The organism is Methylomonas sp. ZR1, from assembly GCF_013141865.1.
Classification (GTDB): domain Bacteria; phylum Pseudomonadota; class Gammaproteobacteria; order Methylococcales; family Methylomonadaceae; genus Methylomonas.
The window spans coordinates 196,255-222,283 of sequence record NZ_RCST01000001.1; the positions used below are offsets into that span (position 1 = coordinate 196,255).

Consider the following 26,029-nt stretch of genomic DNA (forward strand, 5'->3'; position numbering starts at 1 on the left):
GTTAGAATCAGCTTGGGGTTTTCAGCTTCAATGCCGTGCCTTTTTGCACGATGAAGTTAACCTGGCGGGTGGCATCGACTTCGATGACCGGGTAAATCTCTTCGGCCATGTCCATGTAAAAGTGCGACAGCCGTTCCATGGCAAAACCTGCGCCTCGCAAAGCACCGCCTTCCATCGACTGCGAGGAAAAGGCGCTTTGAAACGGTGTGGTACCAGATAGCGCACCGATGCCGCCGGTCATCAGCACCGGAATCTGGTTACGACCGAAGGCATCAGAAAAGCCGCGCAGGAAACCGGCCATCATGGACTGGGCGAGTAACGCACCTTGTTTGGAGACCACGCGACCACGCACCCCGTTTTTGCCGTCTTCGCCGGTGGCGTAGGCATTCATCGGCACTTCGATCACGCCACCGTCCTGGCGCACGCAGGAAAAGGTCTCGCCGCGAAAATAGGCGCGCTCAGCGCTCAAATCGCCAAAGCCGGCGGCCAACAAAAAGCACTCGCGGACATCGACATGGAAACGGTTGGGCAAGATGGCTTCTTTCTTGATCCGGAACAGCACTGGCATCGGTTCTTTCTTGGCTTTGCGGCCAGTCGGGGCATCCAGACCATTCAGCAATACGCCAGTTAAAATGCTGCCGGCCGGGATGAAGACGTCGCTGTTTGCGTGGCCTGGCTGAGACTGGCCGTGAGCTGTGGTCTGCGCGGCGTCTTTATCTTTACCGTTGGAGTGCTTAGCGCCCTCCTGGATGACGCGAATCTGCATCACCGCCGGCGCCTGGCTATTGGCTCGTCCTCCCGAGACGCCGGTATTGCCCGGTGTCGGTCCAGGAATAGCCGCTTGCTCGAAGACGCGGTTGAGATCGTCTTGGCTGTTATCGAAGGGCGCACTGTTTGGACGGAGAGTTGACAGTCTTCCTTGTTTCGATGGCTCCAGTGCGTTTTGACTGGCATCGCCTGGGTTACCGGTGACTGCGGGTGTGACCGCTTTGTTCTTCAACGACTCGACTTCACCGGTGACAGCTTGCAATTTGGCTTCATAGGCTTCGCGCTCAGCGGTGGTCCATTGTTTGAAACGAATTTCGTCGGATAGCCGTTCGCGCTTTTGTTGTTCTTCGATCGCAGCTAGTCGGCGGGCTTGTTCGTCGTTTTTCTGTAGCAGATCGCGCAATTGCGCGGAAATGCCGTCGATGCCCAGTGAACGTGGATCGCTATCGGTCAATATATGTTGGATGGTCGCCTGTTTGCTCAACGGTTTACTGACGTCCGGGGTGACAGTGGCTAACGCGATGATGACCGCCAACAGCACGGTACCGATGCTGCCGACGGCCAGATTGCGTTTGGCTGCCGGACTCAAGCGTGTCCACCAGGTATCGACGACCGCCATTACCGTTGCCCTCCGCTCAATAATGAAGGACGCAAACTGACTGACCCCTCTGGCGATTGTCGGACCACGACATACAATTCGGTGGCTTCCTGCGGCTTCAACACCACGTTGGGCCAAACTGAAACGGCCAGTACGTCCTGTTGCGTCGTGGCACAACTACGTTCGTCGAACTCGAGCATGTCGCCGCCAGTATTCTTGGCAAGTCCCACCAAGATCAGCCTGTCCTGACCTTCCAGAACTTGACCGGTTTTGATCTGCACCCGGTCTTGCAGGCAGTGAATCTGTTCTTGCGGCTTGGGTTCGCGCAGGGAATAACCAGGCGGGGTCTTTTGCAAACCCAAATCCCGGAACAAGGTTTTTAGCTGGCTGATGTAGGCTTGTTCCTGTTGGCCAGAATTTCGATTACCGGCATCCGAACGTTGCCATTGGTTCAGTAGTTGGTAGCTGTCTTTATCCAGATCAAGGTGAATTTCCCGCGCAGGAATCCGTTTGGGGATCAATGTGAGCGACAAGGCAATATCCTGATTGTCACCAGGGGTGATGTATAAGGTCACCGGCGTTTCGTCGGCGGTGGCGACATAGACGATTTTGCCTTTGGTGCTGGTGGTGGCCTGGCTGGTGGTCGTGACCACCGGATGTTCGAACGGTGTGACCAGCCGATTCAAGTGGCCGACGGCAATCGGCATCAGTTCGTTGATGCCGGGTTTAACCGAAATATGCTGTGGGCCGATGGATGTGGCTGAGACTGCGTTTGACGCTGCCGCTTGCTGTTTGGCGGCTTTCAAGACACTGGCATCGACCGGGGGTAACTCGATGCCTAAATCCGGCTGAGACGTGGCAACGGGCTGTGATGGCGATGCGGACGACTCTTCGGCTACGGTGGTGACCGGTGGCAACACCGTCACCGGTAAATCATCGGCGGCCCAAGCGCCATTGGCGAAGCAAAACAATAACCAGGGGTGCAACAATCGTTTCATGGTTGAGCCTTATGCGGTTGGCCTTGGGTGGCTTTCAAACGGGCTAGTGTTCTGGGGGAATCCGGATACACGTCGATGTATTCCAGCCGGGGCCGATAGTTTTTAATGGCGATGATGAATTCGTAGGTACGGAGCTTCACGTCCGGTTTGGAACTGGGGCCCTGGCTTTTCAGTTCGCCGCTGACGAAGACTTTGTTGCTCTCGGCTTCGTAATCGACATGACGCGGCGTAAAACTGATCGCGACCCGGTCCATCTTGATGGCCTTGATTTGATCGCTCATGGCATCCAGGACACTGCGGTAAATATCCGGCGCCAATAACGGCTCGACTGCGGTTTTCAGAAAGTCGGCATTGGCTGGCGTGGTGTTGCCAAGCAATTCGGCCAGGAACAATCCCCAGGACTCTTTGAACTCGCTGGATGCCTGACTGCGTGTGACTTCGACTTCCTGCGTCAAGCTCGGCGGCACCAGAATGATGCTACGTTCGGTTCGCCAGGCAGCCAGCGAGGTAATCACGCAAATGACTAACAAACCAATGATGACGACGCGGCTAAACCGATTTTCGGTTTCGTGGCCGTCCCAGGTTTGCAGAAAATCCGACCATCTCATGGCAGGAACCGGCGGATGTAGGGATTGGGTATGGTCTGCGCGCGACTGGGCAACAGGCCCAGCCAATACAGCGCATGCAAGGTATAGCCGTCAGGCCGATTATCGCGAAAACGCCGGTAAAACTTGACCGCAATCAACCCGAGCGCTAAGCCCGGAATGAATTGATCGATCAACATGCCGGTCAGCATGCTGACCATGAAGGGTACGATCTCGTCCGCGCTCCACAATAAAATGTGGATCGGATCGTCGATCGATTGGGGGATGGCAACGGGTTCCATAATGACCTCCGGTTGGGATGGCCATTATTGTGAGCAGGATTTAGGGCGAGTTGCGTACAATAAAAGTCAAATACGACTTTTATTGTACGAGTGAAGATTTTTTTTAAAAAAAACGGAGCGAAAGCAATCCAGTCAGTGGGTAATATGCCTTTAACTGCAAATTACCCTGATTGCCTTTAGGCATGACGGAAGGTGTTTTGTCTAATCATCCGTGATGGGAAACGCGGTTCTCGACTGTTCAACACGCTCACGTAAATTCAGCCCCGGCTTAAAGTGCGAGGTATACCGAATGGGCAAACTCACTGGTTCGCCTGTCCTGGGGTTACGCCCTATCCGAGCGGCTCGTTGAATAACAGAGAATCCACCAAATCCACGAATCTCAATGCGTTCACCTTGGGCCAAATGGTGGGTCAGCGCATCAATGGTGATGTTAATGGCCATTTCAACGTCACGTTGCAGTAGATGAGGCAATCTAAGGCTGATGTTTTCGATGAGTTGGGATTTCGTCATTCTCGTACCGGGTCTGGGTTAAATGTCCATGAATGCCGCTAGCCATGGCTTGCGGGTAGTGTCTTGCCACCTTGTTCGATAATCACTGCTTGTTTAAGTAAATCGCTTGCCGCGGGGTATCTTTCGTAAAGACGGCCAATGGCACGATAATAAGCTATGGTATCAAACGGCTCTGAGGCTTGTTTTCGAATCAATTCGGCCAATCTTGACCTGAAATCCGGTGAAACCGTCACTATGCGTAGACCTTTGACAATTTTGGTGTCGGGATCCACCAAGACCAGATTAATGGGCAAATAAGCACCACCCTCATCAATCGTCTCATCACCGGCTAGATGAATGGTAAACGCCAAATCCGACCAATCCAGAAAGCCGTCGATTTTGAATAAAAACAAAATGAGTTCGGCTTTTGCGAATAACGCAAACGAAGTATTCCCATTCAGAAAGGCTTGGATTTCTCGAGGGGATGCCGAAAAATTAAACGTCAGCAAAGGCGTGCCATTGGCTAGGATTATGCTCATGCCTTCCGCGGGCATGTCATGATCAAAGCGTTCACCCACGCATAGTTTCAAACATCCCATTTCGTTTATGTTCATGAGGCAGAGAGAGGCATGAGCCTATGAATAAGGGAGAGGTAATGGCTCACCTAAAAGCCGCACGTTTTCATCAATATCAACGGCAACACAACGATTCGCTTGGATCGCCTCGGCTAAAGTGTATTCGTCCTGGCACAAGTAAACATTCTGTTCACAGGTTGAACAATAGCGAACGTCCTGATTGTCCGTTTGAGTCAACTCGGCCCATTTTTTATCGCATTGTTTGCCAAAAATGCAGTTTCTGATTACGCCCACTTCGAATTCCTTGAAGCAAAAAAAATGGTATGTCGACTTATTCAGCCAGTACAGGTTTTTAGCTTGACTGAAAAATCCGCAATCCCCAGTTTGAATAATTGTTTGGCTGCCGCGTCCAAGGTTTTAAATTCCTTGGTTTCACGTTTGGTCGTTTCCAATGGTTGTCCGTTGATGACCACCATGTAACCTTGAGCCATAACGGCATAATGAACTTGAACTTGCTTCACCGCATTGGCATCAAGCAAAACCTTCACCTCGCGCTCAATCATACGCCTCCCTTGATTTTCGGTTCGCTGGGCTGAATGGGCTGTTCCCACGATTCAAATAGATCTTGTTGGTCGACCAATACCAGTAGATCACCCGGCTTTACCTGCAAATAGCGACACAACTTGGCAAGCACCTCGCGATCAAAGCTTTTTACCTGATCGTAGTAATAGCGATCTACCGTCGCCCGCGCAATGCCTGTTGCGTGACATACGTCGGCGACTTTAAGGCGTTTGGATCCAAGGATCGTTGACAGTCGACAGGTGATCATATGCCATATTGAGTGAATAATTAATCGATCTCGATGAATTTTTATAATGATAAAGCGAAGGAAAACTTATGGCAAGGGCTGCTTATCAATGGCAATTCACTGGGTGCTTATGACTAGTAGCCTAGCTGGTCACTCCAGGCCAGGATTAACTTTTGTTACAGCCGCATGGAATTAACCAGCTGGTGGCTGGTTTGTCATGTTTTGCATAATCGGCAACTGGAAATTGGTCTCCTGTAAGTTTTTCCAGTTCGTCAATCGTTACCAAAAAGTGATCCAGATTGCGTTTCGTGGCCTCAGTGGAATTCGGCACTACCCAGGCAATTGCCCGTTCATCGGCGCCCGTGCCCCGTACGATCACTTTGTAAAAGTAGTCGGGGGTGCGTACGCCATGACTGGAAGCAAAAATATCGTTGTTGGTATCCTGACCCCAGATTATGCCGCCTAGGACTAAGAGATCATCAATATCTCGGTAACACTCGATGATTTCCTCCGTAAGCAACCAGGCACCTCGATTCATCTGCGAGGTTTGAGGCAAGATGTTCGCCATATAGTTCGATTGATGGATCGCATTGACCGAGTCATCAAGATGATTTGCGGGCACTTGGTGACCACGGTCATAGCCATTGCCGTAGGCCTGGCTACTGAACTGTTGGCACGCTGCTGGTGCACCTGGCCCCAACTCGAAATGATCGTAGCGCTTTACATTGCCATTGTCTCGCTGGGCGGTATAGCGAAATCGGATAGCGGCTCGTTCTTTGCAATCAATCCAAAGGGTGAATCCTTCGTAATCAAGCTTAAGAAACTCATTCGACTCCATGCTGGCTTGCACTTGGGCAGGTGGCTGCGCTGTTTCACTGGGTGGCACGACCGGTTCCACTTTTGCCTTGATGCGATCTTCATGGCAGTGGTATTCACTCCTCTTTCGATGGGTATGGCAACCTTCGGTATTAACCTTACCGGGGTGAGCATGCGCACCGCTCCAGCATAGAACGATAAAAAATCCAAAGGTAAGGCGTAACGCAGGCAATCTGTTGATCCGTAAAGTGGTTGTTTACTGTAGCCGTTGCCACAGAGCATGAATGATGAAAAGTGCAGCGTCATCAGGATGGGACGTTGAACATTCTAGCAGTAACGGATTATCCGGATTATGAAGGTCGTAGGCATTTCGAATCGCCAGTCCAAGCCCGAAATGCAGGTCTATCAGGTTGTTCGGTTCCATTGCCGCTATTGTCAGTTGGTCCTTCTCTTCCAGAACCAGTAACAACCGAGCGACAGCTTCCGCCACAGTAACTGGTGAATGTAAAACGTCACGGTGTATTGATGACCAATTATTGCCCAATTTGATTAGCCTTTAAGTAGAACAGCGGGTTAGATGAACTAACCCTATATTTTAAACAATGTTATCCACAGAATTTGGGGATAACGATTCAGCGGCAGTAAGATTAAGGCTATTGCGCTGCAGTGTTTTAATCTGCTTTGAACAAACTTAGGATTTCTTAACCCCATGTCACCATCGATTAGTTCGAATTTTTATGCTTACCTTTCGCGCTTAAGATGGATTAAACGCTGGGGACTGAAACGCAACGCCCATGAAGAAAATGTCATGGAGCACAGCTGGGAAGTGGCTGTCATTGCCCATACCTTGGCGCTCATCAAAAACCGCTATTTTGAAGGTCAAGTTGATGCCAATGCCGTTGCAACCGCAGCCCTTTACCATGACATCACTGAAGTCATTACCGGTGATATGCCCACACCCATCAAATACCATTCGTCAGCAATTCTCAGTGCCTACAAGCAAATCGAGCAGCAAGCGGAACAAGAGTTATTGAATCTACTGCCTGAAGCATTACAACCCGATTTCCGGGTTTTGATCGATCACCAGCAAATGTCTGAAGCTCATCAGAAAATCATCAAAGCGGCTGACAAGATATCCGCCTACCTGAAATGCCAGGCCGAATTGAAAGCCGGCAATGCTGAATTTGAAATAGCTGCCGAACAACTTGAACGGGATATTGAAGCAATGGATCAGCCTGAGGTCTGATTTTTTATGCTGTCCTTCGCGCCTAACTGCGGCCTGACACTCGATGACTTGATGAAAAAACGCTAGGGATAGCGAATTCAGCATGGATTTCCAACCCAGCCCATCACATTCTGCCGACAACCCCGTTGAGAAACTACACGGCTCCATCGAGCGCGTCACGTTCCATAGCGAGGCCTCGGGATTTTGCGTGTTACGGGTCAAGGTCAAAGGTTATCGTGAACTGATTACCGTGATCGGTTCGGCCGCTAGTGTCACAGCGGGTGAATACATCGAATGCCTGGGTTGCTGGGTCAATGATCGCCAGCATGGTCAGCAATTCAAAACCATCTCGTTAAAAATTGTGCCTCCGACCACGTTGGACGGCATCGAAAAATACCTGGGTTCCGGCATGGTCAAAGGCATTGGCCCCCATTTTGCCAAAAAGCTGGTCAAAGCCTTCGGTGAGCTGGTGTTCGATGTGATTGAGCAAACACCCGAGCGTCTGTTGGAATTACCGGGGATTGGTAAGAAACGCCAGGAGCGTGTGACCAGTGCCTGGGCTGAACAGAAAGTGATTCGGGAGATCATGGTTTTTCTGCAATCCCATGGCGTCGGTACCTCGCGTTCGGTGCGCATTTACAAAACCTACGGTGATCAGGCCATCGAGAAAGTGCGCGAAAATCCCTATCGCCTGGCACTGGATATTCACGGCATCGGCTTTAAGACGGCTGACACGCTGGCCCAGAAGCTAGGCATCGGCCCGCAATCCCTGCTGCGAGCGCAAGCGGGTGTCCGGCATGTCTTGCAGGAATGGTCCGGCGAAGGCCACTGCGCTGCGATTCGCAGCAATCTGTGCGAAATGGCGGCGAAGCTACTGGAAATTCCATTGCCGATTATCGATCAAGCGATCGCGGCAGAATTAACCGAAGGCAATTTGATCGCCGAAATCGACGGCAGCGACGAATTCATTTTTCTGACGCCTTTACACCGTGCTGAAATAGGTTGTGCCGTCCATCTGAACCGATTAAATCAAGGTGATGCGACATGGGGTGTGATTGACGCGGATAAAGCCATTCCTTGGGTTGAAGGGCAAACTGGCATGACCTTGTCGCAGTCGCAAGCTGCAGCAGTTCGGCTGGTACTCCAGCATAAAGTCTCGGTGATCACTGGCGGCCCCGGTGTCGGTAAAACCACGCTGGTCAACAGTCTGCTCAAGATTCTCAAAGCGAAACGGGTGCGAATCGGTTTGTGCGCCCCGACGGGTCGAGCGGCAAAACGTTTAACTGAATCGACTGGCATGGAAGCGAAAACCGTTCATCGTCTACTGGAGTTCGATCCGACTCAGTTTGCCTTCAAGCATAACGACGAAAACCCGCTAGACCTCGATTGCTTGGTGATCGATGAGTCGTCGATGATGGACGTGGTGTTGATGAATCAGTTGCTAAAAGCCATACCGACGGAGGCTGCGGTTTTAATTGTTGGTGATGTTGATCAATTACCCTCCGTCGGCCCCGGATCGGTGCTGGCCGACATCATCGATTCCGGTCAAATTGCCACCGTGCGTCTGACAGAGATATTCCGCCAAGCCAGTACCTCAAAAATCATCACGAATGCGCACCGGATTAACCACGGGCAAATACCTGTGGTGGATAAAACTGAAAGCCTCAGCGACTTTTATTGCCTCTACGCCGAAACACCTGAGGAGATTTTCGCAAAATTGATGCACGTCGTCCTCGAACGGATTCCGCAGCGTTTTAAATTTCATCCGGTCAACGACGTGCAGATTCTGACGCCTATGAATCGCGGTGGCCTGGGAGCGCGGTCGTTGAACGTCGAATTGCAAGCGCGGTTAAACGGACACAGCGAACCCAAGATTACCCGTTTCGGCAATACCTATGCGCCGGGTGATAAGGTGATTCAGCGGATCAACAACTACGACAAGGAAGTCTTCAACGGCGACATTGGAGTGATCAAAGCCATCGATCTTGAAGAAAGCCAGGTCAAGATCTTATTCGACGATCGGGAGGTCGACTACGAATTCAGCGATTTGGACGAAATTACGCTGGCATATGCAACCAGCGTGCACAAATCGCAAGGCTCGGAATATCCGGTGGTGGTGATTCCAATGGCCATGCAGCATTTTATGCTGCTGGAACGCAATCTGCTGTATACCGGCGTCACGCGTGGCAAACAATTAGTCGTCGTGATTGCCCAGCCCAAAGCGCTGGCGATGGCTGTGAAAAATCAAAAATCACAGCGCAGAATTACTCATCTGGCGGCTAGACTGAATAAAAATCCATGACGTCTATTAGCTAAAACTGTCTTGAATGAAGTCAATTACAGGGCTGTCGGCCATACTTTCCAACTTCAAGAGTTCATGTATTCGTTGAATCAGCTGAATGTCAGGTATTAGGCGAGCAAACTTACATTTTCACAGAATAACAACGGCCAAAAGCGGCCAACCAAGACTTTTATCGTTTGCAGTCATTGGGTATTTGAAGGAACTGTCCTAGCGCTTAAACAACGTCAGAATGCAAAATATCGTTTAGACTGTAAAAAACAGCTGGATTTATAGCCACAAGACAGTAAAAGGAGGCGAAATTGGCATTGACGCTCGACCAACTACTACCCAACGTTAATCAATCCATTAACGGCATCGGTTTCCTGTTTGGAGCCGGCGCTTCATTTCAGGCTGGCTATCCGTTAATGACCACATTGACACGCCAAGTCGTAGCAGAACTCACAGCAACAGAAAGGATTGACCTAACCAACGTATTAAATGCAACTGGTCAAACATACGATGACAAAACGGCAACGCCAAATATTGAAGAGATTGCCGATTTGACGATTGCGCACTCGCTCAATTCCGGTGACCCAAGATACGCAAACTTAGAGTGGCGCCTAAGGGAATTAATAGTCCAAACACTACTGTCCGTAACTGCTCCAAATTTTGACCATCACATCAGGTTTTTTCAGGGACTGAAACGCAGAACATTTGGTCTTCCATGCACTGTCTGGATATTTACAACCAACTATGACGTCCTGTTTGAGACTGCCGCAGCAATGACTGGTGTTCGCTTGGAGAATGGTTTCTCTGGAACAACTACCAGTTTTCATGATATTGGACGCTTCGGACAGTTACATGGTACCAGTGACGGTCAACGATTCGTTCCTCATGCAGGCCTAGTCGTAAAACTAGTCAAACTGCATGGTTCTTTATCATGGTATGTGGACAAAACCCAAATACTTGAGCAACACCCCACTTCCCTTGCCCCGACGTTGCCGCGCACAATTGTGCTGCCGCGACGACGAAAGGTAATGGACACCCTAAGCCCACCATATGATCAGTTATTTGCACTGGCGAGCAGGGCTATCGGTAGTGAGTGCAAATATCTCATCAGTTGTGGCTTTAGCTATGGAGACGAACACATAAACCAAAACATCTTACTACCGGCACTCCGCGCAGGAAGATGTCGACTGACAGCTCTTTGCGGGTTCGATCCACCCGGATTAGCCGAATTCAAGACATTACCAACTTTCGTCGGAGCATTCCCAACTCACGCTTGGTCGAAAACAGCGGAAACCACTGATACCACGACGCTCTGGCAATTTGATCAATTCGCTCAAGCTTTCTAACGGAGGAAAACATGAATTACCAGATCGGCAAAGTCTGCGGTGTGTCCGGCGATGAGATTCTCGTCAATGTTATTGACTATAAGACTGACGAAACAGGCGAATTAGGCGTACCCGAGAACATGACAGTGCATCTGTCGAGTGACTCTGGTCCTGTACCAGTAGTAATTGGTCAGCCTGGGACATTTGTAGTGGTGGCACTTCCTGCCGCCAGCCTGCTTTGTATGGTGGTAGGCATCACGATGAAGGAAGGGCGGTATACCGCAGGTGAATCAAAAGACGCAGCTCTGACGGGAGCCCTTCTTCTTGATCCAACTTCACGTGCGCTGGTAACTGTGCCTGTTGGCACTATCGGAAGCGTAGGCACTTTTGAACGAGGAACAGATGTACTGCCTACCGTAAATGCACCGGTCTTTGCTGCATCACCACAACTGGTCAGTTCCGTGTTCGCCAGCTACGCGGAGGGAGATTTCACTCTCGGCACATTGTCTCTGCAACCGGATCAATTGGCGAAAATTAATCTTGACTCATTTCTATCAAGACATGCCGCAATACTTGGTCAAACTGGCGGTGGTAAATCCTGGACGGTCGCGTCTTTGCTCCAAAAAATTTCAAATCTTAAACAAGCAACTGTCGTTCTATTTGATCTTCATGGCGAATATTCTGAGGCATTCGCGAAAGACGCTGACATCATTTCGGCCGCAGACCTTGAGCTCCCGTACTGGTTAATGAATTCGGAAGAGCTTCTTGGCCTGATGGTAGATCGAAGTGAATCGGCCGCACCTAATCAGATTGCTAAATTCAAGGAAGTGCTTCAGTCAGCCAAGGAAACGCCTGACGAGAACAAGAAGCTTGGGATATGTCAAACGGCTTTGAAAATTTTCCACTAAAGAGCGTCGAATAGTTTCCAGTTAAACCATAGGGTTATTGGTTTTCCACCGCCTTTTTCCGGTGTTTAAAACGATAAGAATCGTTGCCGGTTTCCAAGATGTCGCAATGATGAGTAATTCGATCTAGGAGTGCCGTGGTCATCTTGGCATCACCGAACACTTGTACCCATTCGGCGAAGTTCAGATTGGTGGTGATGATCAATGAGGTTTTCTCATAGAGCTGACTGATCAAGTGAAACAGCAAAGCTCCGCCTGATGCTGGAAACGGTAGATAACCCAGTTCATCCAGGATAACGGCATCCATCGCCGTCAGTTGCTTGGCCAGATTGCCAGCCTTACCTTGTTGTTTTTCCTTATCCAATTGGTTAACCAGATCAACGGCGTTATAGAAACGAACGCGTTTGCCTTGATGGATCGCGGCAATGCCAATGGCTGTAGCCAAGTGGGTTTTGCCCGTACCCGTCCCCCCGACCAGGATCAGGTTATACGCCTGTTCCATGAAGTTTCCGGTCGCCAGTTGTTCGATGCGGGTTTGTTGCAACGGCGTTTCTGACCAATCGATTTTTAACAAATCCCGATGAATGGGGAATCGGGCCGCCTTGAGTTGATAATTAAGGCTTCGCGCTTGACGATCCGCTTGTTCAGCAGCGATTAAACGATCCAGCCAGACTTCGGGCATCATTGGTTTTTGCTGGTTGCTGTATTCGGCTTGCCATTCACCCCAGGCTGCCGCCATGCCATACAAATGCAAGGTTTTCAGTTGCAGCGCACGATCAATGGACATGTCGTTCGCTCCGTAATGCATCGTAGCGACTGCAATCAGCCATGGGCTCGATTGTCAGCGTCGGTAGCGATACAGCAGACTGATCCAGAGCTTTGGGTTTGGCCTCTTCCGTCAGGCGGCGCATCTCGTTGAGGACAATAGCGGCGCTGATCACGCCGGTTTGCAGGGTAAGATCGCAAGCCACTTCCAAGGTATCCAATCCCGCATCGCCCAGGTCACGGGCCATTTGCAGCAACGCGACAAACGCTCTATCACCTTTGTCTTGCTTGAGAATGCGGTCACGTATGACCTTGATCGGCACCGGCAAATCCCAGGTCACAAACGGCGCACCGTGACGCAGTGCCCCAGGCTTTTTCTCCAGCACAGGTAGATAATGCCAGGGATCACAAATCAAATGATCACGCCCGAAGCGGCGCGCGTGCTCAGCGATCACTTGGCCATTGGCGACCATGCGTATTTTGCCTGCTGTAACACGTACCGATACTACCTGATTAGCCCATTGCGCGGGCACGCTGTAGCGATTGCGATGGATGTTGATTAGACACAATGAGGTCACGCGACGCATCGTTTCTACGTAGCCATCAAAGACCGCTTTGATCGGCATCAGTAACGGCTGTTCTTCAGCAAACAAGTCGGCGGTCGTGCGTGTCCGCTGATCAGGATGTGGACGCAAAGCCAGCTCTCGGCAACGCTGGGCTAACCAGGCGTTGAGTTCGGCAAAGTCGGAAAACTTGGGTGTCGGCGTAAACAGCCATTCACTGATATTACCGACCTGATTTTCAACCTGGCCTTTCTCCCAACCAGACTCAGGGGTACACGCCACGGGTTCAAACAGGTAATGGTTAGCCAGGGTCAAAAAACGTCGATTAAAGCGACGCTCCTTCCCTACGAATATCGCATCAACCACCGTCTTCAGATTATCGTACACCATACGCTTGGGTACGCCGCCGAAGAAAGCAAAGGCTTGGTTATGGGCATCAAACACCATCTCCTGGGTTTCGCAAGGATAGGCAACCACAAACATTTGTCGGCTGTGGCTCAAGCGAAAGTGGCCCACTTTCACCGTCTGTTCCATGCCGCCAACCACCGCAATTTCATGGCTCCAGTCAAATTGACAGGTCTCACCGGCAGGGAATAACAAGGGAACGAAGGCTTGCTTGATAGTGGGCGTTGATGAGCGGGCCTGTTTCCAGGCTTTGACGAAACGTTGTACCGCGCTGTAACCGCCCACATAGCCTTCCACTTGCAGGCATTCATAAAGCCTTTGTGCGGTGCGTTTGCGCTTTTTGCCAGGTAAGACGGCATCCGTTTCCAGCCAGTTCGTCAGTTGCTCGATATAGGCACCGAGTTTCAAATGCGGTTGGTGTTGACGCGTCGGGTAAACCGGTTCTTCAACCGTGTTGAGATGCTTACGAATTGTAGGACGGGACAAATTGAACTGTTTGGCCAAGTCGCTGATGGTCACGCCCTCAACAAAATGCAGTCGCCTGATTTCGGGTAGTACATCCATTTTTATCACTCCAGGTTTCTCCGGCAAAAAGCCGGTCATTGAACAACCTGGGGTGGAAACTTTTCAACGCTCTTTTCCCCAGGACCCTGGAAAGTTTTGCACGCCGTTTTGCACTTGGGATAACCAAGATCACGATTGACACCCCTGTCTTCTTTGACTTCAACGCGATACTCAAGGAGTTTAGGGAGTTAGACACGCAGATGGTACCCGGTGCGGCTGGAAAGGAGAAACAGGGACCGCTCTTCGGCCAATTTACGCGCTTGCTTATGCGAATCGACTCGCGGCTTAATGACCGTCGATACGATTTAATATTCAAACCCAAAACCTATTTGACCAGCGCGTCGATGGAAGAGCTATTCCGTCGCCTACTAGGTGAGAAGCAAGGCGATAGAAAGAAGATAGTCGTCATTGATCTCAGCCCTGTTCCATTTGACGTTCGTGGGTCAGTTATATCTCTGATTCTCCGCTGTATATTTGACTTCGCTTACTGGTACAGACGGGTCAAAAAGGCTCGGCATCCAATCGCCGTTTTCGCCGATGAAGCTCATATTTATCTCAACGAACGCGATACAACCTCAGAAGCTGCCAGACATTCTGCTGAGCGAATAGCAAAGGAAGGGCGCAAGTACGGTGTGAGCCTTACAGTCATCAGCCAACGTCCCCGAGAGGTTTCATCAACCATTCTCTCTCAATGCAACAGCTTTTTATGTCTCCGTATTTCGAATCCTGAAGACCAGTCATACGTCAAAAGTCTCCTTCCAGACTCGGTGCGTGGAATAGCGAGCCTCTTCTCAACACTTCGGCGAGGTGAGTGCGTTCTGTTGGGGGATTCAGTCCTCATGCCTACTCGTATACGCATCGACATTCCGGACCCGAAACCAGCCAGCGATGATGCTTCGTTCTACAGGCATTGGACCACCGATCCCGCTGATATTGACTTTGCTGCTGTGCTCAAAGCGTGGCGTAACCAAGAAGCCTAAAGTCTTGTAAATGTTCACTCCAGCCAGCTTGAAAGTGTAGCTTTGACAATCTGCCGGAATCAAACGCCCGAATGTCCGCTATTCTGTCGTTTGATTGGCCGCTTAGGGTCCAGGCCGTGTAAAAACGTCGACAGAATGAAATGGACCGAAGGTTTGGACGAATTCTGTTGAGCTCAGGCCATTCTAAGCAGCTTGTTTTCTGAACGGGGACTCTACAGGTTTATCGGCTAAATTTGACCAAATTGATGCTCAAAGCCATGGCTAATGGGTAAAAAAAGCAACAATGGCCATCAGGCCACCATTGCCTCCATCAAAGCAACCGTTCCCAGTAAATTCATCACTCTTTTAAGGTTGTATGCCAATACATGCAAACTCATCTCGGTACTGACACGATCGAGTGTTTTGGTCAAAAAGTGGGTTGAACCCATCCAGGCTTTTAGAGTACCAAAGGGGTGCTCCACTGTTTGCCGCCGAATACGCATACTATCTGGCGCTCGATCCAAACGTGCCTGCATGGCTTCAAGGACAGCTTCATGTTCCCACCGGGAAACACGCCTTTCATTACCCGGGGTGCACTTTGCCTTCAAATCACACTGTCGACAGGCGGAACTCCAATAACGGTGCAAAGTCATGCCATGCTCGACTCTGGATGAACGCCAAACTAAGGATTGGCCGGCCGGACATTGGTATTCGTTTTTCACAGCATCATATATAAAATCGGCCTTATCAAAACGACCATCGGCTTTAGCACCGGATGTGACGCATTTGGGGACAAACGCTGTAATCCCGGCTTCTTGGCATTTACGAATTTCTTCACCACTAAAGTAACCACGATCCGCAATGGTACTGAGTTCATCTACACCCATCGCGGCTTTGGCTTGCTCAGCCATGTTGGCTAATTGATTTCGATCATGACCGACGTTGGTCACTTCGTGAGCGACGATCAGGTGATTTTGGGTGTCGACCGCAGTCTGAACATTGTAACCGACCATACCGCTACCGCGACCACTCGTCGCCATGGATCGTGCATCAGGATCGGTGAGAGAGATTTGCTTATCTGGAGTTTTTTCTAATTCGGCTTCGAGGGTATCAAGCTTGGCCATTTGCGCTTTCAACATCGCAATTTTTTCTTGCAGACGTTGGATTTTGGCTTCGGTAAAATCAGCTTTTTCCTGACGATCTGCCGTCTCCAGTGCGGATAGATAGCGTTCGATGCCGGCTTCGATTTGTTCGCGGCGGCGTTTGATCTTATTGGTAGTAAAGTTATTGTCACGATTGTTCACCGCTTTGAATTTGCTGCCATCGATGGCAACGGTGGCTTCTGTTAACAAATTCAACTTCCGGCACAGCATGACAAACTGACTACAGACCTTGCGGATAGCTTTGCCGTTATTTTTGCGAAAGTTGGCGATGGTTTTGAAATCGGGTGTCAAACGTTCCAGTAACCAAATCAGCTCCAGATTGCGTTGGCTTTCGCGTTCCAGGCGGCGACTGGATTGAATTCGGTTTAAGTAACCGTAGATGTATAGCTTAAGAAGAATAGCGGGATGATAGGCTGGGCGTCCTGTTTTCATGGGAGAAACCCCATCGAATCCTAATTTGCCCAGATCGAGTTGTTCTACAAATACATCGACCACGCGAACAGGATTATCGTCAGCAATATAATCTTCCAGTTGCTCAGGAAACAGGGTTATCTGACTTCGGTCTGTACTTTGAATGAAGCGTTTCATCTGCACTCCCGGTTGATTGGCCGTGAGCTTATTTTACCAAATCTTGCGTTTTGACACAGCCTGGGTCGGTTGGGTACAGTGACGAACGGCAGCTTTCGGGAATCGGAATTCAATGTCAGCTTTCCGGCGATGTATCTGATGAGCGGACGGTCAACACCCGACCCTAAGGCGACATCCATAGATCTATGCTTAATGTCGGCTGTGCTTCATGATCTGCCATTTAAGGTATTGTATGAATTTGAAAGTTAAATTTGAAGCGTATTTGCTTTTAGTTTTGTTGAGCTCATGTGGCTCAGAGCCCAAACCCGAACCGGTTTTTCCTTTGCCTTCTTTAGCTCATGATGTTCGGATATCTATTGCTGATCAAATAATTCGATTGCCATTGGTTGCTATATCGACTAGGCGCACCGTGTGCAGCGCGAAGGACAAGTTTTGCGGGTTGCCCATAGAAAAAATTGAGGCCAATCAGCCAATTGTCGTAAATTCTTTAGACATTCCACTCGAAGGTTACAGCCGCTTCCCTGACTACCGAACAGAAGGTTCAATTTGGTTTCCTGAGATTTGTAAAATGCTGAGCCAAGAATGGGCTCGCCGAGTTTGCTTGACAACCCCAGCAGAAAAACATATTGATTTCCATGGAATAGGTGAGTTTACTTTGGTTAGAGAAGACAGCGTTAACTTACTTGAACGCATTCAGCTCGGGAACTGCTGCAGTGTTAGCGAATTGTTGAAAAAAATGAAATTTATCGACAAAACGCCATCAAGTTATTGCCAGCTTGACAAACAGGGAAGGCCTGCAAGTTTATGCGTAGCAGCAATAAAGGTGAGAAATAATTTATTAGCAGTTTGGATCGTCACTCGGGCAGGTGCTGAAAAGTATAGAATTATTCGCGATGCCGAAATTATTTTAGCGTTTATGCAATTCGGTATCGGTGAAACTGAAAATTTTCAAGCCTTGGATTCTGTTCTGAATACTCATTAGCGATTGGTGCAACTCGTAAACTCATCACAACCTTCAAGCATTGCTCAACGTTGAAAGACAGCTTTCTGGCTTGTAGCAGTCAAACGTTTAAGTAATTGAGTGTCGCATAGTGGCCGGTTGGTTGATGTCGCCAAGGTCTCCTTTATGGACATCCAATTTCCAGGCCCAGGATTTTGCTAACTGGACACTTTGGATAAATGCAATCGGCAAAATCGGTTGTATTACTTTCAGTCAAAAATTTACCAACGCCCCTTTTAAACAGCCACCTGATTGTCCGCTATTAATCGCTTCAACTCCGCTTTACACGCTGCCATACTTTTTTCGCGATAAGCGTTGTAATCGGCTCGCCACCAGTCTTGCCTCGCTTCGTACTGAGGCATCAGTTTATCTATGCTGAGCAGATCGTAAATATTGACCCATTCGCCTTCCACCTTAATCGCCAGCTTGGGATTGAAAATGTAAGCGCCACGCATCACACGATAAAACAGCTTGCGGTTGTGCTTATCCTCTTTGTCGAGTTCATTTTTGGCCAGGATGCTGGACAGGTAGGCTCTTTGCTTGCGGCGTTCAGGTAGGATACTGACCGGCAAATGCTGAATTGCGTCGATGAAGTCCTGTGTGGTGAAGCCCTCGATACGGTAACGGAGTTTGTTCGGCATGACCCGGTAGAACAAGGCGATCATCAGATTCAACAGGAAAAACTCCATCGTGTGTTGATCCAGTTTGACCAGGCGGCCATCGACCTGAATGCTCATGCTGGTGGGTTCCAAATGCGGATAAATATCGGCCAGTTTCTTCTTGGCGTAAGCTTCGCTACGGTCACTTTGTGCCAGGGCGATTTGAAAGGCCGTCAGGCCGTTACTATCGACTTTTTCGGTATCGGCGCCGAGCGCTTCCATGGCCTTGATGACTTCGGCATTGCCTATCCAGGCGGCCACCATCAACGGCGTTTGGTTGAAGATGTTTCGAAAATCGGCGCCGTATTGATCGACTTGTTTCAACACCGCATCGGGTTTTTTGAAGCTGTAAGCGCTGTAGTGCTTTTGTTGCAGCAGTTGCAGGCCTTTGTCGGGCTGTTTGGCGGCCTTGAAATCGGCTTTCAACAGACTGTTGATGATATCGAGGTCTTCGTAGACCAGCGCGTACTCGAACAACATCATTTTGGCCTGCTTGTCGTTGCCGGCCAGCGCTTTCTGCTTCAACTCAGGCAATGCCGTCGCATCGATCACTTGCCAGGGCGGCGTTTTTTGCTTGAGTATTTCGCTGCGGATGCGCTCGGCCTGTTCCTGCTTGCCCTGTAATTCCAGCTTATGCGCTTCCTGTCGCCAAGCGTCGAGACTGGAATTCTGGCTGGCTAGTTGCAGACTGGCCTGGGCTTCGCCCAAGCCTAATAAGTCCAGCAGGGCCTGTTTGGGTTGACTTTCGATCCAATACAAATTCTTGATCGCCCGCGTCAGCGCGACGTACAGTGCATTGATGTAAAACTTGTAAATCTCCAGCGATTTGTCAGTCTTGTCCTTACCGCGGGCATATTTGAGATCATGCTGCAAATCGGCGGCGTCTACACCCTTGCTGATGTCCCGATAACGGGTTTCTTCCTGGCTGAGGAAGTTGTAGAGAATGATGTTTTCGTACTCCAGGCCCTTGGCTTCCTGGATGGTAAAGATCAGCGGCGTGCCGAAATGCTGCTGGGCTGCCGGTTTTTGCTCGGCACTCATGACGATCACTGCGAAGCGGGTCGACGCCTTGGTCTTGTTGTCCAGTTCCCGGCGAATCTCTGTCGTGTCCTGCAAAAACAGCACTTCACCCTGATGGTGGCCGTTGCTTTCCACCAAGTAATGGCTTTCTTTGTCAATGGAGCCGAAGCGCAAATTTTTGATCTTTAAAATCCGGTTGGCAATTTCGGTTACTTGCGGTGAATTGCGGTAGTTGGTGTTGAGGATACGGATCAACTCATCGCCGGTTTGTAAATCGTCCTGCCGGTAAAACAGGCTTTTGACCTTGGCCCAGGAAAAGAAGTTGGGATGCACGATTTGATTCGAGTCGCCGCACAGCAGAAAGTCCCGACTGTGGCGCAGGGACTTCAAGATCAGATACAGCTGAATATTGGTCAGATCCTGCACTTCGTCGACCACGACAAAATCGTAATGGGCGTGAAGCGATTGTAGGTATTGATGACTGACGATGTTCGGGTCGTGTAGTGCATTATCGGCAAGAAACTGCAGATATTTTTCGAATACGTCGTAAACCGCATCACGTTCTTCGGCCAGGAAGATCGATTCCTTGACACCAAGAGAACAATAATCCTTGCGGCTCAGCCAACTTTTGTCGGTGGCGGGACCGGTGATGACACCACGAAATTCCTCGAATAGTTTATGCGCGTCTTTCAATGCATGGCCTTGGCGATGACGGTTGAACCAGCTTTGAAACGCCGCAAAGTTGACCGGCTTGCCTGCCGGCACATGGATGCTCTCCAGAAACTCCTGAAACGACAAGAAATCGATCTGTTGCTCGGGGTTGTCGTAGTGGTGAGCGTAATAGAGGTCGCGCGCATTGTTGACCAGATAAGACGATTGGGTGACATATAACACGTCGCCCACCGCATGTTTCATTTTTTCCAGCGTCAGCGCAGTTTTACCGCTGCCGGCTGAACCGATCACGATCAACGGCGCGGGCAAGTCATAAATGACTTGTTGACGCTCGTCGAAAGAGATGATTCTATCCAGCAGGTTGAAACGCGGCTGCTGGGGGTTGAGATAAACCAGTGCTGCGGCTTCGTCGATGGATACTGCCGAGATGTCGGGGATTTTGCTTTCATCGATCGTGCTGACCTGGCGCAGAAAGCGCGAATCCTGGTAAGCGTGGTTTTTGATGAATTCCAGAATCAGCGCATAGCGTTGTTCCTGATAACGATAGATGGCAAACAACAAGCGATCGCGCTGGTTAAGTCGGGCCCGGTAGAGATTGTCACCGACCTTTTTGACCTCTGCCGATTTGAAGTCGTCTTTTTCCAGATAGCCTTGCAGTTTGGCAAAACCGGGGATGGTTTTTGGATCGAGTTCGTTATAGATCAGGACTTTCATGAATCATCAAAGAGGCAGACAGTGTTGTTGCGATGCGGGAATGAGGCCATCCGCTTCAGACATTGAAATTGGGCATGGCGCGACGCATGAATTCGTCGAACAAGGGTACGGTAAAGGCCATGTCGCCGTGGGACGGACTAAAGACCATGCCTTTTTTGATCAGACTGGCGCGTACCGGCCCCAAAGTATTAATCTTAACGTTGAGCTTATCGGCAACGTCACCCGTCCGGTACGGACCTTGACCGAGTTCTGCCATGGCGCGCAAATAGTTTTTCTCGCGCGGCGTCAATCGATCAAAGCGCACGCGAAAGAAGTTTTCATCCAGACGTTTGGAAACCAAGGCACTGCTTTCTCTGACATCCTGCAAAGTGATGGGCGATGTTACAGCGTGGTTCCAGGCCTGATAGCCCCATTCCTGGAGAAAATACGGATAACCTTGCGTCATGCGGTAAATTTCCTGCAAGGCTTCTGGTTCGATCGATTCACCTGCTGCGCGTATCGGCTCCTGGATGGCGGTAAAGGCATCGGGCTCCGGCAATGGCCCAACCTCCGGAAAACTAAATAGCCGTTCCGCATAGGATTTGGACTCTCCGGCCAGGCCCGGCAAAATCGGCAGACCCGCGCCAATCAGCACCAAGGGCAATTGCCGCTGTTGCATTTTATGCATGGCCATAATCAAAGCGCTCAATTCATCCGTACTGAAATACTGAATTTCGTCGATGAGTATCGCCACTGCGACCTGACGTTCTTCTGCCGCTTCGGCGACAGCCGTAAATAAACTGGGAAGATCGACCTCCAGATCACCGCTGTCGGCCGATCCTGATTCGGGTTCGATATCCAGACCAATATCGAAGTCGCCCACTTTGATATTGATGGCGCCGATGAAGCTTTTTAGAACAGCAATGCCGCGTTTGGCTTTATTGCCGGCGCCTGCCAGCCTGTCGAGATCAAATAGCAGGCGTCGCAAATGCGGCGCGAGTAAAACAGCCAAGGGTTTACCTTCATGCGCTTCAACCAACAGCGTGCGATAACCGGCATCAATCGCCATACGCTCGATATCGTTTAATAGAACGGTTTTACCAACGCCTCGCAGCCCCGTCAGTAATAAGCTTTTTTCCGGGCGCTTAGCACGCACACGTCCCAGCAATACCCGAGCGTGTTCCAGAATGGCGTCCCGTCCGGCCATTTCAGGAGGTGGCGATCCAGCACCGGGTGAAAAAGGATTTTTGATTTTATCCATAGCAATATCTCGAATGTATCAATTTATTCATAAATATACTACGAATCATGTATACATTTAAATAAATCGATACACTTCAATCCGAATGGGTGCATCTAAGGCATAAGAGATGAAGATTGCACGATTAAGCCTCAAAAAATCGTGCGTGACTTTTGCGTGATTCGGTTGTGGTACGTTATGCATTGTACTGCTACTTAGTGCAACGGGAGTCTTGATTTAATTAATTAAATCAATCAGTTACAATGCATCTTGAGCACTTTTAATGCGATGGTCGTGCGTTCGAATCGCACACGACCCACCACTAAATGACTAAGAAAATCAAGCTGTTAGGTTTACGCCTTACAGCTTTTTTTTTGCCTGTTTGCTGGCAGTGTCAACAAAGTGTCAACGCCGGATTAATTTGTAAAATTTCACGTAAATAATCAGGCGCGAGGTGGCTGTACTTCATTGTCATGTTTAATGACGAATGGCCTAGAATCTTTTGTAACGCAAGAATGTTACCGCCATTCATCATGTAATGAGAAGCGAAGGTATGCCTTAAAACATGGGTTCGCTGACCTTCAGGGAGATTTATTCCCGACTCATAAAGCCGGCGTGTAAATGTCGAATAGCTATCAGTCAGCCGGCCGAGAATTAAGCGATCATGTAAAAGCCGCAAAACTGTCATTGATTGGCTTTTGCATAGTGGTAAAAAGCGATGGATATTGATGCTAATTATTCAGGATTTAGAATTACTTGATAATCAAGTAGCCGCAGCTACCGCAAATCAATATGTCGTTGTTTGTCGTCGCCTGGGTTCCTATGCCATCCCGGTTTTGTCTCCGCTTTGGAAGGCCATTACCGGTAATCCTTTAAAGCTGCCTGACGGTCATTTGGCAGTAGTCAAAAACGGTCAAGGCAACCGGGCAACAGTCGCTGATCGCTGGCTATATCGCGGCTCTGATCTCTACCGGGCCTATCGCACTACTCAAGAGTTTGTACCGCAAGATAATGCAAACGCCGTGTTTTTGTCGTCTTACCTGCCGCCCTGGTATTTAGTCGGTCGCTATACACCCGTCAAAAACTGGGCGTTTTACAAAGAATTTTTGAACGCTCGCGCTTATTTGGCCTTCGTTACTTCTGCCCTGCTTGCTTGCCTTGCTTTGGTGCTAACGCCTCTCACTGCTTACGCTATTTATCAAACCTCAAAAATTGACGGCAAGCTTGCCGATTTGGATAAACGTGTTGTGCCTGCAATCCCTGTTATGCCTCTCGCCCCTCAACTTCCAAAAAAAGAGCTTGATTGCTCTGATTTGGATCAATTTAAAACCGTGAATATTACCGGTCAATCTAGTGGCCCTAATGGCGTCGTTTATACCCTTCGTAATGGTGATGATTCTTTAACAAGTAAAAAAATCGTTTCAATGGGTTATGCCGTTACTTCTATTAGCAACTGCTTAATGACCGTTTCTAAAGGCGAATGCAAATTAAGCGTGTCTTGTGATGTGCCGGATTCTTCCGCCACCGGCGCCGCTGCAAGTGGGGCCGGGGGTGAGAATCCCGGCTTTTTCAAGCAGGCAATACAGGCAGTCACTCAATAGTGGACGGCCTTGTAGCACGTCCTAATAAAAGTAATTAAAAAGCTTTGTGCCGTCACAAAGCGTTTCAATATAGGAAAAAAAAATGGCTAGAATGGTGAAAGATTGTTCCCGAATTGACTCAGGTGTTTTTTTTGATGAAAAAAGTTATTTATTCGCCAACTATCAAGGCGATATTGTTGATAGTCGTGATTGGCTTGTCCTTCATCATGGTTTAGACACTGTTAGGCAGCTTTATAACTGCCTTCCGGATTTTAATGTTATAGCTAAAATCCAGGATGCTTATGATAGGGGCTTTGGCGAATCTATTGAATTAAGCGGTTCTGAATGGCGCGTTTCTCACGGTGGCCGTTCTGGTTATCGCTTTAAATTGCACTGCGATGATCTCGGGTTGATCGTCTTTTATGGCTCTACTTTTCAACATACGATTACAACCAACGGGCCGCATTTAAAAATACAATGTTCCCCGGTTTTTCTGCTTAGTCGCTCTATCACTGAGATAGACGACCATTTAACCGAAACTGCTAAGCTCTTCGCTGATCAAATTTCACCCTCTGGCGTTGCTGTTCATATTTGCGCCGATGTTCAAGGTTATATTCCGCCTGCTGATCTTGATTCCCGTATCACTACCCGCGCGCGTCGTGTCATGCGTAACAGCGGCATACAATCGATTGAGCTCGATGCCCATGATGCGGCCATTGTTTATGGCAAGTCTCAATCGTTTACTTTTGGCAAGGCTGATTCGTTGCAGTTCGCCGTGTATGACAAGGGCAAGGCAGTAAAAGATAAAGGCGAGCTTCCTTTGTGGTTGCCTGTTTGGGTGCAATCTGATCAGTTTGATTTAGATGTTCCGATTTGGCGATTTGAGGCCCGATTTCATCATTCTGTTGTTGAGCAATTTGCTAATGGTTCCGGTTTTTCTGCTAAGTCGTTGAAAGATATAGCGTCTCATTTGTCGGGGCTGTGGTCTTATGCGTTAAATAATTTTAGGCTTGACGATTCAGTTACTTACATTAATCCCTTTTGGCAATGGCTCCGTGATGATCTTCACTTTTACCACCAAAGAAAATTGGATATTGATTATCAACGGAAATATAAATCTGCTCTTCAAGATGGTCTGCCAAACGATAGGAGTGTTTCTATTTGTTTCGGTCAATTAGCTTCGATTTACCGCAAAAAGCGCTTAACTTTTAGCCAGGCTCAACAGCATTTATTGCACTCTGGGTTGTGGGATTTGCTGTGTTCTATGTACATCCGGCGAAACAAAACAGCCGACGATATTTTAATGGACTTGGCTGATAAGCTTGAAAGGCGGGATTAACCGCAATGATTAAAAAAGATGAAAAGTCGGGAAAATGGCTCGTTGATATTCAGCCAGGCGGCAGGGGTCATAAGCGCATACGCAAAACCTTCGATACTAAGGTGGCTGCTAAGCGTTACGAGGTAATAGTTCAATCTCGTGTTGCTGTTGATCCTGGTTACACGTTGCCGAAAAAGGATACCCGTAAGCTTTCAGACTTCGTTAATCTTTGGTATCAGTCTACAGGCCAGTTGCTTAATTCAGGCCAGGATAGCTTTCAGCGTATGATTCAAGCTAGTGCAAAAATGGGTAATCCCGTTATGACCGTTTTTAAGCCTGTTGTGTTTATTGAATATCGCTCGGCTCGTATTACTGAAGGCACTAAACCGGCTACGCTTAACCGTGAATTGCAAACATTCAAAGCTGTATTTAATGACCTAATCCGTTCTGGTCAATACGAGGGGAAAAACCATTTTTCAGCGATAAAGCAAATACGCCTTTCAGAGCCTAAAACGGTTTTCTTATCAACTGACCAGATAAAAAAGCTCTTTTCTTATCTCGAAAAAAGCGAATCTGATGCTTACCTGATAGCGTTGGTGTGCCTGGCTACAGGTGCTAGGTGGGGTGAGGCTCAAAGCCTGGCTTTATCCGATTTGTCTAACAATATGGTTCATTATCATGAAACCAAGTCTAAAAAATCTCGATCGGTGCCTATCTCTGAGGATCTCTATAAGCGTCTATCCTGCCAATTTCGACTATTCATCCACGTTCCCAATTCATCGAGAACCAATAGGCCGAACTTTGATTCGTTATAGTCGTCAGGATCGTCGGAATCGTAGCCAAGCCCGATATTATTTAAATCATTAACATTCGGATGATCTGGTATACGAATACAGGTCACATCTTTTTTATGAGCTGGGAGCATATTTTCCAACCTTAAATCGAAATTGGTAGCTACTTTTCGACCCTGTTGCAAAAACTCCTGAATCTTGCGGGTACAAATCAGCGATTTACCAGACCGTAAACCACCCGTCACATAATAGACGCCGTGTTGTTTCATATTATTTTTCCCCTATCGAAAAAATGACAAAAAAAAGGCCCGTTAAACAGGCCGGAGGCTTTGAGACATTCTGAATCTATAGACCGCCATCGAGCCA

Annotated in this window: 26 protein-coding genes; 9 read left to right on the forward strand and 17 right to left on the reverse strand. The window is 49.0% G+C overall.

Annotated features, from left to right (window positions below; all coding sequences use genetic code 11):
* Positions 1–7 precede the first annotated feature (7 nt).
* The 10 genes from DDY07_RS00905 to DDY07_RS00950 all read right to left on the reverse strand — a co-directional run bounded on the left by DDY07_RS00905 (position 8) and on the right by DDY07_RS00950 (position 6,428).
* The gene (locus DDY07_RS00905; protein ID WP_171694447.1) at positions 8–1,387 is read right to left on the reverse strand and encodes a TraB/VirB10 family protein; all 1,380 of its coding nucleotides are present in this window, start codon (positions 1,385–1,387) and stop codon (positions 8–10) included.
* Positions 1,387–2,364: a type-F conjugative transfer system secretin TraK gene (locus tag DDY07_RS00910; protein WP_171694448.1), complete on the reverse strand. Its 978-nt coding sequence runs from the start codon at positions 2,362–2,364 to the stop codon at positions 1,387–1,389. The genes DDY07_RS00905 and DDY07_RS00910 overlap by 1 nt, the downstream gene beginning before the upstream one ends.
* Positions 2,361–2,972, reverse strand: coding sequence for a TraE/TraK family type IV conjugative transfer system protein (locus DDY07_RS00915; protein ID WP_171694449.1), 612 nt, complete (start codon positions 2,970–2,972; stop codon positions 2,361–2,363). The genes DDY07_RS00910 and DDY07_RS00915 overlap by 4 nt, the downstream gene beginning before the upstream one ends.
* Complete coding sequence (gene traL / locus DDY07_RS00920; protein ID WP_033155943.1) at positions 2,969–3,250, reverse strand: type IV conjugative transfer system protein TraL; 282 nt, start codon at positions 3,248–3,250, stop codon at positions 2,969–2,971. The genes DDY07_RS00915 and traL overlap by 4 nt, the downstream gene beginning before the upstream one ends.
* Before the next feature lie 201 nt (positions 3,251–3,451).
* The gene (locus DDY07_RS00925; RefSeq protein ID WP_171694450.1) at positions 3,452–3,760 is read right to left on the reverse strand and encodes an integration host factor subunit beta; all 309 of its coding nucleotides are present in this window, start codon (positions 3,758–3,760) and stop codon (positions 3,452–3,454) included.
* Between the two features lie 38 nt (positions 3,761–3,798).
* Entirely contained in the window at positions 3,799–4,353 is a 555-nt protein-coding gene (locus DDY07_RS00930; RefSeq protein WP_253734367.1) for a hypothetical protein, read from the reverse strand.
* Between the two features lie 296 nt (positions 4,354–4,649).
* A complete protein-coding gene (locus DDY07_RS00935; RefSeq protein ID WP_054758235.1) occupies positions 4,650–4,877 on the reverse strand; it encodes a hypothetical protein in 228 nt (75 codons plus the stop codon).
* Entirely contained in the window at positions 4,874–5,143 is a 270-nt protein-coding gene (locus DDY07_RS00940) for a helix-turn-helix transcriptional regulator (RefSeq protein ID WP_026600320.1), read from the reverse strand. The genes DDY07_RS00935 and DDY07_RS00940 overlap by 4 nt, the downstream gene beginning before the upstream one ends.
* 145 nt (positions 5,144–5,288) lie before the next feature.
* Positions 5,289–6,170 carry a DNA/RNA non-specific endonuclease gene (locus DDY07_RS00945; RefSeq protein ID WP_171694451.1) on the reverse strand — a complete coding sequence of 294 codons (882 nt, stop codon included), beginning with the start codon at positions 6,168–6,170 and terminating at the stop codon, positions 5,289–5,291.
* Between the two features lie 24 nt (positions 6,171–6,194).
* A complete protein-coding gene (locus DDY07_RS00950; RefSeq protein ID WP_367650841.1) occupies positions 6,195–6,428 on the reverse strand; it encodes a DUF6794 domain-containing protein in 234 nt (77 codons plus the stop codon).
* 219 nt (positions 6,429–6,647) lie between these two features.
* Between DDY07_RS00950 and yfbR the strand changes: the two genes are divergently transcribed.
* The 4 genes from yfbR (at position 6,648) to DDY07_RS00970 (ending at position 11,686) form a co-directional block, all read left to right on the forward strand.
* On the forward strand, positions 6,648–7,184 hold the full coding sequence (yfbR, locus tag DDY07_RS00955; protein WP_084153243.1) for a 5'-deoxynucleotidase: 537 nt from the start codon (positions 6,648–6,650) through the stop codon (positions 7,182–7,184).
* 82 nt (positions 7,185–7,266) lie between these two features.
* A complete protein-coding gene (locus DDY07_RS00960) occupies positions 7,267–9,465 on the forward strand; it encodes an ATP-dependent RecD-like DNA helicase (protein WP_171694453.1) in 2,199 nt (732 codons plus the stop codon).
* 299 nt (positions 9,466–9,764) lie between these two features.
* Complete coding sequence (locus DDY07_RS00965) at positions 9,765–10,799, forward strand: SIR2 family protein (protein WP_171694454.1); 1,035 nt, start codon at positions 9,765–9,767, stop codon at positions 10,797–10,799.
* 11 nt (positions 10,800–10,810) lie between these two features.
* Positions 10,811–11,686 (forward strand): ATP-binding protein, encoded by an 876-nt coding sequence (locus DDY07_RS00970; RefSeq protein WP_171694455.1) that lies wholly within the window; start codon positions 10,811–10,813, stop codon positions 11,684–11,686.
* A gap of 34 nt (positions 11,687–11,720) precedes the next feature.
* Here the strand turns inward: DDY07_RS00970 and istB are convergent, their stop codons facing one another.
* Both istB and istA read right to left on the reverse strand, forming a co-directional pair.
* Positions 11,721–12,470 (reverse strand): IS21-like element helper ATPase IstB, encoded by a 750-nt coding sequence (gene istB / locus DDY07_RS00975; RefSeq protein WP_171694456.1) that lies wholly within the window; start codon positions 12,468–12,470, stop codon positions 11,721–11,723.
* On the reverse strand, positions 12,460–13,980 hold the full coding sequence (gene istA, locus DDY07_RS00980; RefSeq protein ID WP_171694457.1) for an IS21 family transposase: 1,521 nt from the start codon (positions 13,978–13,980) through the stop codon (positions 12,460–12,462). The genes istB and istA overlap by 11 nt, the downstream gene beginning before the upstream one ends.
* Before the next feature lie 38 nt (positions 13,981–14,018).
* Here istA and DDY07_RS00985 point away from each other — a divergent pair, with 38 nt between their 5' ends.
* Positions 14,019–14,960, forward strand: coding sequence for an ATP-binding protein (locus tag DDY07_RS00985; protein WP_171694458.1), 942 nt, complete (start codon positions 14,019–14,021; stop codon positions 14,958–14,960).
* 290 nt (positions 14,961–15,250) lie between these two features.
* Here the strand turns inward: DDY07_RS00985 and DDY07_RS00990 are convergent, their stop codons facing one another.
* Positions 15,251–16,690 (reverse strand): IS1182 family transposase, encoded by a 1,440-nt coding sequence (locus DDY07_RS00990; protein WP_171694459.1) that lies wholly within the window; start codon positions 16,688–16,690, stop codon positions 15,251–15,253.
* Between the two features lie 232 nt (positions 16,691–16,922).
* Here DDY07_RS00990 and DDY07_RS00995 point away from each other — a divergent pair, with 232 nt between their 5' ends.
* Entirely contained in the window at positions 16,923–17,672 is a 750-nt protein-coding gene (locus DDY07_RS00995) for a hypothetical protein (protein WP_171694460.1), read from the forward strand.
* Positions 17,673–17,926: 254 nt separating this feature from the next.
* Here the strand turns inward: DDY07_RS00995 and DDY07_RS01000 are convergent, their stop codons facing one another.
* From DDY07_RS01000 to DDY07_RS01010, 3 genes are all read right to left on the reverse strand, one after another.
* Positions 17,927–20,755, reverse strand: coding sequence for a UvrD-helicase domain-containing protein (locus DDY07_RS01000; protein WP_171694461.1), 2,829 nt, complete (start codon positions 20,753–20,755; stop codon positions 17,927–17,929).
* A 55-nt stretch (positions 20,756–20,810) separates the two neighbouring features.
* Complete coding sequence (locus DDY07_RS01005; RefSeq protein WP_171694462.1) at positions 20,811–21,995, reverse strand: AAA family ATPase; 1,185 nt, start codon at positions 21,993–21,995, stop codon at positions 20,811–20,813.
* Between the two features lie 373 nt (positions 21,996–22,368).
* Positions 22,369–22,662 carry a tyrosine-type recombinase/integrase gene (locus tag DDY07_RS01010; protein ID WP_171694463.1) on the reverse strand — a complete coding sequence of 98 codons (294 nt, stop codon included), beginning with the start codon at positions 22,660–22,662 and terminating at the stop codon, positions 22,369–22,371.
* Between the two features lie 40 nt (positions 22,663–22,702).
* Between DDY07_RS01010 and DDY07_RS01015 the strand changes: the two genes are divergently transcribed.
* The 3 genes from DDY07_RS01015 (at position 22,703) to DDY07_RS01025 (ending at position 25,687) form a co-directional block, all read left to right on the forward strand.
* Positions 22,703–23,575 carry a hypothetical protein gene (locus tag DDY07_RS01015; protein ID WP_171694464.1) on the forward strand — a complete coding sequence of 291 codons (873 nt, stop codon included), beginning with the start codon at positions 22,703–22,705 and terminating at the stop codon, positions 23,573–23,575.
* An 82-nt stretch (positions 23,576–23,657) separates the two neighbouring features.
* Positions 23,658–24,893, forward strand: coding sequence for a hypothetical protein (locus DDY07_RS01020; protein WP_171694465.1), 1,236 nt, complete (start codon positions 23,658–23,660; stop codon positions 24,891–24,893).
* Positions 24,894–24,898: 5 nt separating this feature from the next.
* Positions 24,899–25,687: a tyrosine-type recombinase/integrase gene (locus DDY07_RS01025; RefSeq protein WP_171694466.1), complete on the forward strand. Its 789-nt coding sequence runs from the start codon at positions 24,899–24,901 to the stop codon at positions 25,685–25,687.
* Here DDY07_RS01025 and DDY07_RS24380 read toward each other — a convergent pair.
* Positions 25,600–25,932: a zonular occludens toxin domain-containing protein gene (locus tag DDY07_RS24380; protein ID WP_171694467.1), complete on the reverse strand. Its 333-nt coding sequence runs from the start codon at positions 25,930–25,932 to the stop codon at positions 25,600–25,602. The genes DDY07_RS01025 and DDY07_RS24380 overlap by 88 nt on opposite strands.
* Positions 25,933–26,029 lie beyond the last annotated feature (97 nt).